The sequence below is a fragment of the Massilia sp. W12 genome (assembly GCF_037300705.1).
Classification (GTDB): domain Bacteria; phylum Pseudomonadota; class Gammaproteobacteria; order Burkholderiales; family Burkholderiaceae_D; genus JACPVY01.
The window spans coordinates 2198113-2213525 of the sequence record NZ_CP147776.1 but is presented as its reverse complement, the minus strand read 5'-3'; the positions used below and the strand labels follow the sequence as shown (position 1 = coordinate 2213525).

The following is a 15413-nucleotide window of genomic DNA, read 5'->3' as shown; positions in this document are numbered from 1 at the left end:
CTCTGCGCTCACAGCGCAATCCAGTTGCCAGATTCGGTCGCCGCGCTGCGCTTGAGCGCATGCACGGTGTGCGCCACCTGCAGGGCTTGTTCAGGGGCGCATGCCAGTTTTTCGCTGCTGCCGCGCACCCAGTCGAACGCCTGCTGCGCCATGTTTTGCATGGCGTCGAGTGTGCTGCCGGCGATTTCCTGCGCCGGGCCGGGGATGCGGTAATTGGCGTAATGCGGATCATCTTGCACTGCGCGCAGGCTGATGGCGCGCCCGCCCTGGCTGATGTCGATGATGGCCTGCTGCAAGATGATGCGCAGCTCAAAACAGGTGAAGTCGCGCTGATCAGTGGCCAGCATATCGAGCCGCCATTGCTGGGCGCCGTCGCCATATTCCAGGCTGCAGTCCAGCGCCAGATCGGCAGACTGGCCGGCGCCGGCGCTCCACTGCGCTTCTTCCGGCGGCAGCGGGGCGCAGCTTGCGCGCACCCGCACGACCTGCGCTTGCAGCAGTTGGCAGACCAGATCAATCATGTGCGAACCATTGTTGGAAAGGCCTTTGCCATACCAGGCTTGCAAGCGCTGGATCTGGCCCCAGCGCCGGGCGCGGATGTGGGCGAACAGGGTTTGCAATGCACTGTCCCAGTTGCGCGAGTAATTCACCAGTGCGGCTTGTCCGGCCTGCTGCAAGGCGTGCACCACGGCTTGCGATTCTTCCAGGGTGGCGGCAAGCGGTTTTTCCAGCACCAGCAGGCGCACGCCCTGCCCCAGCAAGGGTTGCAAAATACGCATTCTGGCCTGGGTGGCGGCGGCAATCGTGACGATGTGCGGGCGCTGTTGCTGCAGCATCTGCGCCACGTCGTCATAAGCATGCGCCACACCCCAGCGCGCGGCGGCTTGTTGCGCGCGCGCTAAATCTGTATCGCAAAACGCGCACAATTGCGCGCCGGGAATGCGGGAAAAGCCGGCGGCATGGGTTAATGCCGGCGCCGTGGATTGCGGGCTGTCCCACATGGCGCCGATCTGGCCGCAGCCGATAATCGCCACGCGCACCGGTTCTGCGTCCGTCATCATGGCGTCAATTCCTTGATGGCTAAGCGGCCGCGCAGCTGCAGGCCGAGCAAAATCGCCAGTGCGCGCAAAATTTTAAAATTGGCGCGCAAGCGGCGCGCAAAGCGCGGCGCGTCCAGTCTGTCACGCGTGATGACGGCGGTATGCGCCACGTTCACCTTGCTGGCCACTGCGCGAATCGCCAATTCGGTGCCGATCGATTCAAAGCTGTCAAAGTGTCCCAATGCGGCGTACAGGCGCATGTGGTAGCCCTTCATGCCGCACAAGGGATCCGGCACGCGCCACACGGCCCGCCCGACCCAGGCGAACACATATTCTGAGAAGCGCTGCAGGCGGTCGCGCGCGCCCAGCACCAGGTCATGGCCTTGCTGCAAGAGCTGAATGTATTCGCGCAGCTGGCCGGGGTTGTGCTGGCCGTCGGCGTCGATGGTGATGGCAAAGGCAAAGCCCATCTGCGCGGCTTGCGCGAAACCGCTGGCCAAGGCGCGGTCGTAGCCGCGATTTTCAGCATGGCTGACCACAATCGCGCCGGCCTTGCGCGCCAGTTCTGCGGTAGCGTCTTGCGAACCGTCATTCACCACAATCGGCTGGCCATAGGCCGCCACTTTTTGCACCACTTGGGCAATCGTGGCGGCCTCATTCAAAGCCGGGATGATGATGGCGACTTGCGCCACGACTTGAGCGCCGCTTTGCGTCATGCCAAATCGCCCCAGCTCAAATGTTCGCCGCCCTTGACTTCGCGGCGCAGGGTGCGGCCTGGCACGGCTTGTTCATCCGCCGCGCTGATTGCGCCGGTGGGACAGGGCCGCAACACTGTCACATCGTCTGCCGTCAGAACGCTGCCGGCGGCCAGATCGCGTGTCACGCGCACTGCGCGGCGCTGCAATATCGCGGTTTGTTTTTCGTTTTCTTCGACCCGTTTGATGCCATTGCCCAGCGCGTTTTCCAGTTCGCGCGTGGCGTCCACCATGGCGCGCCAGGCTTGCGGGTCCATCGAAAAACCATGGTCCGGCCCTTCGCGCTTGGTGTCGTCGGTGAAATGTTTTTCAATAATGCGCGCGCCCAGGGCGACAGCGCCCAGCACAGTGGTGTGGCCCAGGGTGTGGTCGCTCAAGCCCAGCACCATTTCCGGGTACATGATGCGATAGCATTTCAAGACATTCAGTTGGATGTATTTGAAATTTTCCAGGCTGGCGGTGTAGTTGGTATTGCATTGCAAGAGCGCGAGCCGGGTATTCACCGCCAGCGCGGCTTGCACTGCGCGGTCCACCTCATCCATGCTGGAGGCGCCGCTGGCGATGATGTAGGGTTTTTGCTTGGCTGCAATGTGGGTGATGATGTCGAGCCAGGTGATGTCGCCGGAGCCGATTTTAAACGCCGGCACATAGGGGTCGATATGATCCACCAGCGCCTTGTCATAAGGACTGGTGAAAAAGGTGATGCCGGCGGCGTCGCAGGTTTCTTTCAGGGTTTGCGTCCACAGCAGCGGCACACTGGCGTCCTGATACACTTCAAACACGCTCTTTTTCCATTTCGCCTGGTGCGATTGCTGTCCGCCCAGACTTTTAAAACCATGGTCGCTGACGATGGTTTTGGCTTGGAAATGCTGGAATTTGGCGGCGTCAGCGCCGGCTTCGGCGGCTTGATAGATCAAATCCTTGGCCCGCTCCAAGTCGCCATCATGGTTGGCGGCAATGTCGGCGATGAAGTAAGTCGGGTGGTTTTCGCCGATCAGGCGGCCGGAAATATTGAGTTCGGTGTCAGGGCGTTGCACGATATTCTCTCCCGCATTGTGTGATTTCGTCTGCCAGCCGTGGCATGGCTTGCTGTAAATCCTGTTCCAGTTTGCCGCAATCCATGCGCATATCGCGTGGCCGCTTGGCGCGTAAGGCGGCTTGCGCGCTGTCGCTGCGCTGCAATCCCTCAGTTGGCAAACCTGCCGCCTGCGCCAGCGCAAAGGCAAAATCGGCCTTGCTCATGCCTTCCCGGCTGCCCAGGTTGTACACGCCGCACAAGCGCGCTTGCAGCACTTGCGGAATCAGGCGGCACAGGCTAGCGATGGACAAGGGCGAAAACCAGACGTCTTGAAAGACCTTGATTTGCTGCCCCTGGCGTAAGCTGTTGATGATCCAATCCGAAAAACTCGGGCGTCCGGGACACGCGCTTTTGCCATAAAAATTACTGCGCAGGCAGGCGCTGTGACAGGCTTGCGCCGCCAATTCGGAAGCCACTTTGGAAAAGGCGTAGGTGTTTTGCAAAAACAATTGCGCTTCTGTGCTGCCGCTTTCCGCCGCGCCCAAGACGCTGCCGTCATACACCTGGTCGCTGGAGATGTGCACTAAATAGCCATCGCGCGGGGCCAGCCAGGACGCCAAATCTTGCACCAGGCGCACATTCAAGTCATACGCTTGCTGCGGTTGTTCTTCGCACAGATCGACATTGGTCAGCGCGGCCAGATTGATGACAGCCTGCGGTTGCAGCGCATCGAGCATGGCGTGCACCGCCTGGCGGCTGTCCAGTCCACCTTGCCAGTAGTTGGCGTGCGTCCCGGCCTTACGGCCCTGCCCTGTCACGTCCCATCCGGCGGCGCGCATTGCCGGCAGCAGGCTGCTGCCCAATAAACCGCTGGCGCCGGTGATCAAAATCCTTTCCATCCACATCCCTTCACTGGTTCAAGCCAAATCGCCATTTTGCTGCAAAACGCGGTACATCAGTTCGGCGCGTTTCCAGTCTTCCGGGGTGTCGATGTCTTGCACCATATAGCGCGGCAGCACATGGGCCATGGAATCGGTGGCGAAAAAGATTTTTCCGCTCATATAAGCTTCCATGCTGCCCCAGTAAAATTGGCCGGCGTCCTGATAGGCTTCTTCCAGATCCTGCGAGCGGGTGTTGTAGTTTTCCGGGTGGAACATCTCAACCAAACCATTGCCGTGCAGCTTGAAGGCGCGCTGAATCGGGAACGGGAAGGTGGTGGCGGAAAACACATAGCCTGTCACTTTGTTCTGGATCAGCTTGTCATGCGCGGCGCGCAAGGCGGATGCCTGCACAAACGGGGCGGTGGCGTAAATGCAGCAACCGTATTCAACCGGCCCCATGTGTTGCGCCACCCATTCCAGCGCATGCCGGATCACCGGCACGGTGGTGGCGTGGTCGTTCGCCAATTCCGCCGGGCGCATAAAGGGTGTCTCTGCGCCCAGCGCACGCGCCAGCGCGGCGATTTCCTCATCGTCAGTCGAGACAATCACATGATCAAACAAGCCCGATGCGCGCGCCGCGTCAATCGAATACGCGATGATGGGCTTGCCGCAAAATTCTTTGAGGTTTTTGCGCGGAATGCGTTTGCTGCCGCCGCGCGCCGGGATGATGGCGATTTTCATGATTCAGATTCCTCCTAGCCGCTCAAGCCGGTTTGCACCAGTTTCTGGATCGCCGGGATGTCTAAAAACACGGGATTGCTGCCCGAGCTGTAATCAAAGCCGGCCGGCACCAGTTTGCCGACTTCGCCCAATTGATTATGGGTGTAATCGTCACGCACATTGAAGGTGATCGAGGGTTGAATCACGAAATGGTCGTCAAATTCCAGCGTCAAGTGAGCGTCATCCGCCGGACACATCACTTCATGCAGTTTTTCGCCGGGACGGATGCCGACGATTTTCAGCGGCATGCCGGGAGCCATGGCTTCGGCCAGGTCGGTGATACGGGCAGAGGGGATTTTGGGAACAAAAATTTCACCGCCATGCATGCGCGCGAAATTTTTGATCACGAAATCGACGCCTTCTTGCAGCGTGATCCAAAAGCGCGTCATGCGCGCATCCGTGATCGGCAATTCTTTCACGCCTTCTGCTAAGAGTTTTTGAAAGAAGGGAATCACCGAACCGCGCGAACACACCACATTGCCATAGCGCACCACGGCAAAACGCAGGTCGCGGTTGCCAACCATATTGTTGGCGGCGACAAATAATTTGTCAGAGGCCAGCTTGGTGGCGCCGTATAAATTGATGGGATTGGCGGCCTTGTCGGTGGACAGCGCGATCACGCGCGAAACGCCACAGGCAATCGCGGCCTGAATCACGTTTTCGGCGCCATAGATATTGGTTTTAATACACTCCATCGGATTGTATTCCGCCACCGGGACATGCTTTAAGGCGGCCGCGTGAATCACATAATCCACCCCGTCCATGGCCTGTTTGAGACGCGACTGGTCGCGCACATCGCCAATGAAATAGCGCATTTGCGGGGCGTTGAAGGTTTGCGCCATTTCATATTGCTTGAGTTCGTCGCGCGAATACACGATTACTTTTTTCGGCGTAAAGCGGCTCAAAATCGTCTTGACGAATTGCTTGCCAAATGAACCTGTGCCGCCGGTGATGAGGATGGTTTTATCGTTAAGCATAGCGTGTTCCCGTTGTGTTCATGCCATGCCAGAAGGCATGACGGTTGCTGCCAAAAAGCCTCACGGCTCACGGATCGATTCATCCAGCGCCTTGGTCAAGGGCCAGATCAAATAAGACATCACCGAACGTTTGCCTACCACTATTTCCGCACTCAAGGTCATGCCCGGCAACAGCCGGGTGCGCGGGCCCATGTTTTTCAATTTCAAATGCTTCATCGCAACCCTGGTCTGGTAATACGCTTCCATGCCGGGCGCGGAATTGGTTTCGCGGCGGAATGCGTCTTCGCTGATGGTGCGCACTTCGCCATCCAGCATGCCATGGCGCTGGAAGGGAAAGGCGTCGAGCTTGACGTGCACTTTATCGCCCGGTTTGACATAGCCCACATCCACCGAATCAATCTGGATATCCGCTTCCATCTCAGCGCCCAGCGGCACGATGGTGAGCATGGGTTCGGCTTCTTTGATGATCGAGCCTTGCGAAAGCTTGGTGATTTCCAGCACCACGCCGTCAGCCGGTGCGTACAGGGTTTCCAGGCGGCTGCGCTTATTCGCTTTTTGCAACTCTTCGGCCAGCGCATCGCGCTCGCGCGTGATGGTCAGCAACTCTTCCATTTGCTTTTGCCGCCAGCCTTTTTCCAAGGCGGACAGTTCGGCATCCAATGCGGCCAGATCGCGCTTTAATTCCTGTTCGCGGTTTTTCGCGGTGAGCAAATCGCGTTCGATTTCCAGGCGTCTGTCGCGCGCAGCCAGCAATTGCGCTTTGGCGCCGAAGTTTTGCTCGACCAGTTTTTCTTGCATGCTTTCCATTTCGCGCGCCGCGCGCATGCGGTCTTGCAGTACGCTTTGCTCGCGTTTATTGCTTTCCTGGGTGGCGCTGATGCGCGCCTTGCCTTCTTCCAGGCGTTTGCGCTGGGCCGAGAGATTGGCGCGCCGTTCGCTGGATAAATTGTTTTGCAAATTGGCGTCGGCGTCTTTGCCGCCGTCGTGCAAAGCGAGTCCTTCCAACTCATTGCGCAAGGTGCGCTGCTGAATTTCCAGGCTCTTGATGCGGTTTTTGATCTGGCTTTCATTGGCCTGGGTGAAGGTGGCGTCAAGCATCGCCAGTTTTTCCCCTTTGCGCACGACCTGCCCGACGCGCACATCGATGCTTTGAATAATCGAAGTGCCCAAGGGCTGGACGATGATGTTAGGGGCAGGATTGACCAGCTTGCCCTTGGCGATCACAACCCGATCCACTTCAGAGAAATTGGCCCACAAAATGAAGCTGATAAAAGCCAGCAACATCAGATGCAGGGTTAAGCGCGCCATACGCGGCAGCGGGGTGCGCTCCAATTCGTCGGCATCGGCCAGGAATTCCACCGCCAGGGAATCCTTGCGCTGCGCCTTCACAGGTGGCTTGTTTGCTGGTTCCATAGCTGTTGGTAGGTTTGACAACGCTGCAATAATTCTTCATGCCGGCCACTGTCCATCAAGCGCCCATATTGCATGACCAGGATGCGGTCGGCATTGACTAAGGTCGATAAGCGGTGCGAAATCATGACGACGGTGCGGCCAATCGCGATTTTTGACAGATTGCGGATAAAAATCGCTTCGCTTTCAGGGTCGAGCGCGCTGGCGGCTTCGTCCAAAATCAAGATTCTCGGCTTGGCCAGCAAGGAGCGCGCAATGGATAAGCGCTGTTTTTGCCCACCGGACAGGTTCGAGGCGTTTTCTTCCAGCAAGGTGTCGTAACCTTGCGCCAGGCGTTCGATGAATTCATCGGCGCCAGCAGCTTGCGCGGCGGCCACAATTTCTTCAAAGGTGGCGTCAGGCTTGGCGGCGCAAATGTTTTCCCGCACCGTGCCACGGAAGAGGAAATTTTCCTGCAGCACCACGCCGACCTGCCGCCGCAAATGGGACAGCTCAATTTCGCGCGCATCCACCCCGTCAAAACGCACAATGCCTTCCTGCACGCCGTACAAGCCCTGGATCAATTTGGTGACGGTGGTTTTGCCGGAGCCGCTTCTGCCGACAATCCCCACCACTTGCCCGGCGCCGATGGTGAAGCTGGCGCGGTTTAACGCGCTGTTGGCGGCGCCTGGATAGCGGAAGGTCACTTCATCAAAGCTGATTTCGCCTTGTAATTGCGGGCGCAAGCCCCCTGCCCCGGCGCGTCCTTCGGGCGCGCGGTTCATGACTTCGCCCAGCATGCGCACGGATAAGGCGGTTTCCTGATATTCATTCACCAGGCTGACGATTTGCAACAGCGGCGAGACAACGCGCCCGGAGATCATCTGGAACGCGATCAAGGCGCCGACAGTCAGGTTTTGCTCGAAAACGTCCTGCGCGCCGATGATGATGATCACCACCGGCAGCAATTTGCCTAAAAAATCGGTGATCGAGCTGCCGGTAATCGAGATCTGGCCGACCCGGTAATGCATTTGAATCGCTTCGGCGGAACGCTGATCCCAGACGCGGCGCTGGGCCGGCTCCAAGGCCAGCGCTTTCACAGTGCGCATGCCGTGTATGGTTTCCACCAGCATGGCCTGACGGCGCCCTTCGGCGGAGTACAAATCATTTAAGCGGCGCTGAAACGGCGGCACCATCAGCGCCACAATGATGCTGATGATGAGGGTGAAAAACAGCACAATCATGGCCAGCTTGACGGAATAGCTGAACAGAATCGGTAAGAAAATCAGCAAGGCGGTGCAATCCAGGCCGGTGAAAAACAGGCGCCCGGTGAGGAAATTACGGATTTTTTCCAGCTGCTGCATGTGGCGCGTAATGACGCCAGCGGTATTGGTTTCAAAATAATCAATCGGCAGCGAGAGCAAGTGGGAAAAAGTGCGGCGCGTGATGCGGATGTCTATCTTATTAGTGGCGGCCAAGGTCAGTATCTGGCGCAAAAAGCTGAAACCGGCGTCAAACGCCAGCGCCAAAATCACGCCCACGCCCAGCACAGTCAGGGTGGACAGGCTTTGGTGCACCAGCACTTTATCAATCACCAGCTGGAAAAATACCGGCGAAGAGAGGGCCAGAAAGTGCATGGCGATGGCGGCTAAGGCAATATCGCGGAAGGCGGCTTTTTGTTTCAGGATTTCCGGGATGAACCAACGCAGGGAAAACGGTTGATTCGGATCGGTCAGCGCGTGTTTGCGCTTTAAGAAGATGACCTGCCCTTTCCATTGGGTGGAAAATTGCTCTTCCGAGAGCAAAATAATGCCGGCATCGTTTTCCAGCGGATCAAGCAGCGCAACTTTGGCCTGTTCCCCCTCGCCGCGCACCCCTACCACAATCACGGCGCGCTGATTTTGCAAGCGCGCTAAAAAAGGAAACACGCCCTGTTGCGAGAGCAAGCCTTGCCAGCTCAAATGGGTGACGCTGGCTTTCAAGCCGATATCAGCCGCCATGCGCAAGATCAACGCGTCTTGCGGCTCTTCGGCGCGCAAGGCATAGTCATCAATCAATCGTTCAGGATTGATTTGCAAGCCATGGTGCTGCGCCACCGCTGTCAGACATTGCACGACGGTATGTGGAAATTTCTCTTGCATGCTTGCTTGTCCTGGTCGCTGCATCCCATTATCTGTTATGCGTCTTTGCCTGCCTAAGCTTACCCTTGCACATTTTCTGCGCCATTTTGCTGCCACCTGCAAAAAGCCCTGCTGCTGCAGTATGCCATGGCTGACGCCGCTGTTTGCCGCATTTCCCAGCAAATCATGGCTGTGTATGCGCGGCACAACATTGTTACTACATTAGCATCATCTGGCTCCAGTGTAGCCGGGCTTTGAAGCTTGCAAAGATGGGAATACATGGGACAAAGCATGGTATTTCTGCGCAGCAAGGCCGGGCGCTGCGTTTTTGACGGCTCCAAAAGAAAAAGGCGGCGCTGCTTGCACAGCGCCGCCAACCCGTCACGGCTGCCCGAAGCCTGGCAGCCGCACCGCTTTATGCCTTAGTGTTTGATACCCAGGATGCCTTTGGCGAACGGGTTATCAAGCTCGTGTTTATTACCCAGATCCACCGCAGCATGTTGATGCGACTTGCCGGCATCGAACTGCTTGAGCAGATCCACCATTTGCGCCACGCTGAGCTGGTTGGCCGCCAGGGTCTTGCTCACTTCACTGCCTTGCAGCAATTGATTGAGCTTGGCGGTGTCGCCGGCCTTGAGCGCTTCCTGGAAGCCGCTGATGCCTTGCGCCAGACTGCTGACCTGATCGCGCAAGGTGTCAGCCTTGCCGTTCTTGTCGGCCACGAACCAGACGTCGGCGGTGGCATGGCTCTTACCGTCAACCGTTTCGTAGCTTGAGGTCAAGCCCACCCAGTTGCCGTTGTTCTTCACCGCTGCCTTATCGGCATGGGTGTTGATCTTGGCGATGCCCATCGCTTCCAGGCTCTTGACTTCACCAGCCTGGCTGACGCCGTCGCCGTTGCCATCGACCCAGACGCGCAGATCTTCGAAGGCGGCGTCATTCTTATCGATCACGCCATCCTTGTTCTGATCCAGATCGCGCAAGGCTTGATAACCGTCATGCGCTTTCTGACCGTTGGACAGGGTGGTGGCCGAGCCGAACAACTCAGTACCGCTGCTGATCATGCCGTCGCCATCCCGATCCATCGCCAGCAAGCCGTCGTTCTTATCCACCCAGCCGGTGGCGACTGCCTGACCGGAGCCGAACAGATCGAACTGCACGCCGGAGGAGATGCTGCTGGTCATGACCCCGTCGCCGTTCACATCCAGCACCACCGGCGTACCCATCTGCAGGTAGGAAATCTGGGTTGTGGTCAGATTTGCAATCTGCGTCGTGGTCAGCGCTTCCACCTGGCGGGTGGACATCGCCGCGATCTGGCTGGTCGTGAAGTTCGACAGCGCCGAGGTGCCAATCGCCACAATCTGCGAGGTGCGCATCGCCAACAGGTCGATGGTTTCCAGCGCGACCGCCTGACTGGTGGTCAAGGCTGCAATCGCGGTGGTGGACAGCGCCGCCACTTGCGAGCTGCGCAGCGCTTCGATCTGACTGGTGGTCAGTTCGACGAAGGCGGTGGTGCCCAGCGCATTGATCTGGGTCGAGCTCATCGCCGCCAGGCTGCTGGTGGCGATTGCCGCCACCGCCGTGGTGGTCAGCGCCGCCACTTGCGCGGTGCGCAGACCGGCCAGTTGCGCGCTGGTCATCGAATCAACCTGGGTCGAACCGAGCGTCGCCACACCCGAGGTGTTCATCGCAGCGAAGGCGGCGGTGGTCATCACCTGGATTTGCGAGGTGGTCAGGGCTTCGATCGCCGAGGTGCCCAGGGCCGCCACTTGCGCGGTGCGCAGCGCTGCAATCGAGGCCGTACTTATCGCCACCACCTGGCTGGTGCCCAGCGCGGTGAATTGGCTGGTGGTGAAGGCCGCCACCTGACGCGTCAACAAGGCTTCAATCTGCGTCGTGCCAAGCGACTCAATACCGGAGGTGGTGATCGCCGCCGTGGCGCTGGTGCCCAGTGCTTGAATCTGACTGGTGCCCAGAGTCGAGACCGCCGAAGTGCCCAGAGCTGCGATCTGCGCGGTGCGCAAGGCCGCCACATCACTGGTTTCCATCACCGCAATCTGCGAGGTGCCCAGTGAGGAAACCTGGGTGGTGGTCATGGCCGCCACTTGCGAAGTCCGCATACCTTCGATTTGACTGGTGGTCAATTCAACCACTTGCGTGGTGCTCATGGCCGCGATGCCGGCGGTGGTAAGCGCCGCCACATTGGCCGTGGAGAGCGCCACCAGATCCGAGGTTTCCAGCGCAAACACCTGAGCGGTGCGCATATTCGCCACTTGCGCCGTGGTCAGCACATCGACTTGCGAGGTGGTCAGCGCCGCCACATTTGATGTGCCCAAGGCCGCGAAGTCCGCCGTTTCCACCGCCATCACCTGGCTGGTGGTCAAGGCTTCAACCTGGCTGGTGGTCAGCGCGGCTGCCTGCGCCGTGGTCAAGGCCGCCACACCCGAGGTCTGGATTGCGGCCACAGCCGAGGTGCCCATATTGCTCAATGCCGCAGTGGTCAGCGCCGCCACATGACGGGTCAGGAAGGCATCGACTTGCGTCGTGCCCAGGGCCGCCACATTGCTGGTGCCCAGCGCCACGATAGCTGCTGTGGTGAGCGCCTGGATCTGCGTAGTGCTCAGCGCTCCGACCGCCGTGGTGCCCAAGGCCGCCACTTGCGCGGTGCGCATTGCGGCGATGCCGGATGTGTTGATTTCCACCAGCTGCGAAGTGCCCAGGGCGGCAATCTGACCCGTGGTCATGCCGGCGATGTGCGAGCTGCGCAAGGAACCGATCTGGCTGGAAGTCAGCGCGGTCACGGCGGTGGTGCCCAAGGCCGCAATCTGGCTGCTGCGCAAGGCGCTCAAGTTGGAGGTGGACAAGCCTTCAACCGCCGAGGTGCCGAGCGCGGCGATTTGCGCAGTGCGCAAGCCGGCTGCCTGCGCCGTCGTCATGACATCCACCTGAGTGGTGCCCAACACCGACACATTGGTGGTGCCCATCGCAGCCAGGCCGCTGGTGGACAGTGCGCCAAACTGGCTGGAAGTCATGGCTTCGACCACCGAGGTGCCGAGGGCGGCGATTTGCGCGGTGCGCAAGGCGTTGATGGCGCTGGTGCCGATCGCGGCGAATTGCGTCGTGCCCAGGGTCGTCAACTGGGTGGTGGTGAAAGCCGCCACCTGACGCGTCAGCAAGGCGTCGATTTGGGTGGTGGCCAGACCGGAGACGCTGGTCGTGGACAAGGCCGCCACAGCGCTGGTGGTCAAGGCTGTGATCTGACTGGTGTCAAACGCCGCCACGGCAGAAGATCCGAGCACCGCCACCTGCGTCGAGCGCAAGGCCGCGACATCGGTGGTTTCCATCGACACCGCCTGACTGGTGGTCAGCACATTGAGCTGGGTGGTGGACAGCGCCGCCACTTGCGAGCTGCGCAGGCCGCCAATCTGGCTGGTAGTCAGTTCGACAAAGGCTGTAGTGCCCAGCACAATCAGGTTGCTGGTGCGCATTTCCGCCAGATTCGTGGTGGAGATCGCCACCAGATCCGAGGTTTCCAACGCCGCCACTTGCGCGCTGCGCATATTCGCCACCTGGGCCGTGGTCAGCACATCGTACTGGCTGGTGCCCAAGGCTGCGATATTCGAGGTGCCCAGGGCGGCAAAGTCTGCCGTTTCCATCGCCATCACCTGGCTGGTGGTCAAGGCTTCGACCTGGCTGGTGGTCAGCGCTGCCGCCTGCGCAGTGGTCAAGGCTGCCACACCCGAGGTTTGGATCGCCGCCACTGCCGAGGTGCCAAGGTTGCTCAATTCAGCTGTGGTCAAAGCCGCCACCTGACGGGTCAGCAAGGCATCGATCTGGGTCGTGCCCAAAGCCGCCACATTGCTGGTGCCGAGTGCTGCGATAGCCCCGGTAGTGAGCGCCTGAATCTGGGTGGTGGTCAGCGCTTCGACCGCCGTGGTGCCCAGCGCAGCCACTTGCGCGGTGCGCAGCGCGGCGATGCCGGATGTGTTGATTTCCACCAACTGCGTAGTGCCCAGGGCGGCGATCTGACCGGTGGTCATGCCAGCGATGTGCGAGCTGCGCAGCGAACCGATCTGGCTGGTAGTCAACGCTTCCACCGCAGTCGTGCCCAAGGCGGCGACCTGGCTGCTGCGCAAGGCGCTCAGATTGGAGGTGGACAAACCCTGCACCGCCGAGGTGCCGAGCGCGGCGATTTGCGCGGTGCGCAAGCCGGCTGCCTGCGCAGTCGTCATCGCATCCACTTGCGTGGTGCCCAACACCGCCACATTACTGGTGCCCATCGCGGCCAGGCCGCTGGTGGACAGTGCGCCAAACTGGCTCGAAGTCATCGCTTCGACCACCGTGGTGCCGAGGGCGGCGATTTGCGCTGTGCGCAAGGCGCTGATCGCGGTGGTGCCAATCGCGGTAAATTGCGTGGTGCCCAGCGAGGTGATTTGCGAGGTGGTGAAGGCCGCCACATGGCGCGTCAGCATCGAGTCAATCTGAGTCGTGCCCAGGGCTGCCACGCTGGTGGTGGACAGGGCTGCGATGCTGCTGGAGCCGAAGGCCGTGATTTGACTGGTGTCAAGCGCGGCGACTGCAGAAGAGCCGAGCGCGGCGACTTGCGCGGTGCGCAAGGCCGCCACATCGGTGGTTTCCATCGCCGCCATTTGCGAGGTGCCAAGCGAGGACACCTGGGTAGTGGTCATCGCCGCCACTTGCGAGCTGCGCAAAGCGGCAATCTGGCTGGTGGTCAATTCCACCACCTGCGTGGTGCCCATCGCCGCCAGGCCGGTGGTTCTGATTTCGGCCACGTTGGAAGTGGACAGCGCCACCAGATCCGAGGTTTCCAGCGCCACCACTTGCGAGGTGCGCATATTCGCCACTTGCGCCGTGGTCAGCACATCAATCTGCGATGTGGTCAGCGCGGCGATATTGGATGTGTTCAGCGCAGCAAAATCGGCGGTTTCCATCGCCCCGACTTGCGAGGTGGTCAGCGCTTCCACCTGGGAGGTGGTGAGTGCGGCAGCCTGCGCAGTCGTGAAAGCGGCAATGCCGCCAGTGGTGATGGCGGCGACAGCGGAAGTTCCCAGGTTTGATAACTGACTCGTCGTAAACGCAGCCACCTGCCGGGTGAGTAATGCATCAACTTGCGTGGTGCCAAGCGCCGCCGCATTGGATGTTCCCATACTCGCTATCGCACCTGTCGTCAGCGCCGCTATTTGACTCGTTGACAAACTCTCAACAACTGTTGTGCCCAACGCCGCAATCTGCGCCGTGCGTATCGCGGCGATATTTGATGTGCCGACTGCGGCAAACTGACTGGTGCCCAATTCGACGATTTGCGAAGTCCGCATCGCAGCAAATTGCGATGTCTTCATCACTTCCATTTGCGAGGTGGTCAGCGCAGCGACTGCGCTGGTGCCCAGGGCGGCGATTGCCGTGGTGCCCAACACCATAAAATTGGAGGTGGTGACTGCGGCGATTGCCGTGGTGCCCAGGGCGGTCAATTGCGCCGTGCGCAGATTGGCTGTCTGCGCCGTGGTCATGACATCGATTTGGCTGGTGCCCAGGGCGGCGATGCCGCTCGAATTCACGGCTGCCATGTCGGCAGTTTCCATCGCTGCGATCTGGGCAGTGGTCAGTGCTTCAACCTGGGTCGAACCCAAGGCTGCGGATTGTGCGGTGGTCAAGGCGGCAATGGCGCCGGAGTTGATGGCCACTAATTGTGAGGTGCCGAGATTGGACACGCTGGCGGTGGTCAAGGCCGCTAATTGACGGGTCAGGATGGCGTCAATCTGTGTGGTGGTCAGCGCCGCCACATTGCTGGTGCCCATATTCGCGACAGCGTTGGTGCTCAATGCCTGGAATTGGCTGGTGGTAAACGTGGAAACGGCGCTGGTTCCCAGCGCCGCCACCTGCGCCGAGCGCAAGGCTGCCACATCTGCCGTATCCATCGCTTCAATTTGCGTGGTGCCCAGGGCGTTGACTTGACCTGTGGTCAGGTTCGCTGTCTGGCTGGTGGTCAGCGCGCTGATTTGCGAGGTGCCCAGTTCGGCGATATTGGTTGTGCCGAGGGCGACGATTTGCGATGTCCGCATCGAGGCCAGATCGGTGGTTGTGATCGCCACCACTTGCGAAGTGCCCATGCTGGCCAGCTGGCTGGTGCGGAAGGCATTCACTTGACTGGTGGAGAGCACATCAATGTGCGAGGTGGTCAGCGCGGAAATCCCTGCGCTGGAAAGCGCCGCAATCTGTGCTGTTTTTATTGCTGTGATCTGGGTTGTGGTCAGTGCACCGACCTGACTGGTGGACATCGTTGCATAATCGCTCGTACCCAGAGCTGCGATCTGGGCGGTGGTCAGCTCGGCGATCTGTGATGTTGTCATCCCATCCAAGATTGAGGCCATTTTTCTTCTCCTTGGTACTACTAGATAGTTCCCGTTTAACAAGGGGCTACAGGAAACGGTCCTT

At 59.7% G+C, this 15413-nt stretch carries 9 protein-coding genes; all 9 read right to left on the bottom strand.

What is annotated here, in order from left to right:
- Positions 1–8: 8 nt before the first annotated feature.
- On the bottom strand, positions 9–1061 hold the full coding sequence (locus tag V8J88_RS08875; protein ID WP_338849055.1) for a Gfo/Idh/MocA family oxidoreductase: 1053 nt from the start codon (positions 1059–1061) through the stop codon (positions 9–11).
- Complete coding sequence (locus tag V8J88_RS08870; protein ID WP_338849054.1) at positions 1058–1756, bottom strand: glycosyltransferase family 2 protein; 699 nt, start codon at positions 1754–1756, stop codon at positions 1058–1060. The genes V8J88_RS08875 and V8J88_RS08870 overlap by 4 nt, the downstream gene beginning before the upstream one ends.
- Positions 1753–2832, bottom strand: a complete 1080-nt coding sequence (locus V8J88_RS08865) for an N-acetylneuraminate synthase family protein (RefSeq protein ID WP_338849053.1) — start codon at positions 2830–2832, stop codon at positions 1753–1755. The genes V8J88_RS08870 and V8J88_RS08865 overlap by 4 nt, the downstream gene beginning before the upstream one ends.
- A complete protein-coding gene (locus V8J88_RS08860) occupies positions 2819–3712 on the bottom strand; it encodes an SDR family oxidoreductase (RefSeq protein WP_338849051.1) in 894 nt (297 codons plus the stop codon). Before V8J88_RS08860 ends, V8J88_RS08865 begins: the two co-directional genes overlap by 14 nt.
- A gap of 18 nt (positions 3713–3730) precedes the next feature.
- The gene (gene pseF / locus V8J88_RS08855) at positions 3731–4435 is read right to left on the bottom strand and encodes a pseudaminic acid cytidylyltransferase (RefSeq protein WP_338849049.1); all 705 of its coding nucleotides are present in this window, start codon (positions 4433–4435) and stop codon (positions 3731–3733) included.
- A gap of 14 nt (positions 4436–4449) precedes the next feature.
- Positions 4450–5451, bottom strand: a complete 1002-nt coding sequence (gene pseB / locus V8J88_RS08850) for a UDP-N-acetylglucosamine 4,6-dehydratase (inverting) (protein WP_338849048.1) — start codon at positions 5449–5451, stop codon at positions 4450–4452.
- Positions 5452–5511: 60 nt separating this feature from the next.
- On the bottom strand, positions 5512–6864 hold the full coding sequence (locus V8J88_RS08845; protein WP_338849047.1) for an HlyD family type I secretion periplasmic adaptor subunit: 1353 nt from the start codon (positions 6862–6864) through the stop codon (positions 5512–5514).
- Positions 6837–8981 carry a peptidase domain-containing ABC transporter gene (locus V8J88_RS08840; RefSeq protein WP_338849046.1) on the bottom strand — a complete coding sequence of 715 codons (2145 nt, stop codon included), beginning with the start codon at positions 8979–8981 and terminating at the stop codon, positions 6837–6839. The genes V8J88_RS08845 and V8J88_RS08840 overlap by 28 nt, the downstream gene beginning before the upstream one ends.
- Positions 8982–9382: 401 nt before the next feature.
- Positions 9383–15328 carry a heme utilization protein gene (locus V8J88_RS08835; RefSeq protein WP_338849045.1) on the bottom strand — a complete coding sequence of 1982 codons (5946 nt, stop codon included), beginning with the start codon at positions 15326–15328 and terminating at the stop codon, positions 9383–9385.
- Between the last annotated feature and the right edge of the window lie 85 nt (positions 15329–15413).

Bases quoted from the DNA above. Each gene is read 5' to 3' on its own strand.
- pseF (WP_338849049.1), bottom strand. From the start codon at position 4,435: ATGAAAATCGCCATCATCCCGGCGCGCGGCGGCAGCAAACGCATTCCG.
- V8J88_RS08835 (WP_338849045.1), bottom strand. From the start codon at position 15,328: ATGACAACATCACAGATCGCCGAGCTGACCACCGCCCAGATCGCAGCT.
- V8J88_RS08875 (WP_338849055.1), bottom strand. From the start codon at position 1,061: ATGATGACGGACGCAGAACCGGTGCGCGTGGCGATTATCGGCTGCGGC.
- V8J88_RS08870 (WP_338849054.1), bottom strand. From the start codon at position 1,756: ATGACGCAAAGCGGCGCTCAAGTCGTGGCGCAAGTCGCCATCATCATC.
- V8J88_RS08860 (WP_338849051.1), bottom strand. From the start codon at position 3,712: ATGGAAAGGATTTTGATCACCGGCGCCAGCGGTTTATTGGGCAGCAGC.
- V8J88_RS08840 (WP_338849046.1), bottom strand. From the start codon at position 8,981: ATGCAAGAGAAATTTCCACATACCGTCGTGCAATGTCTGACAGCGGTG.
- V8J88_RS08845 (WP_338849047.1), bottom strand. From the start codon at position 6,864: ATGGAACCAGCAAACAAGCCACCTGTGAAGGCGCAGCGCAAGGATTCC.
- pseB (WP_338849048.1), bottom strand. From the start codon at position 5,451: ATGCTTAACGATAAAACCATCCTCATCACCGGCGGCACAGGTTCATTT.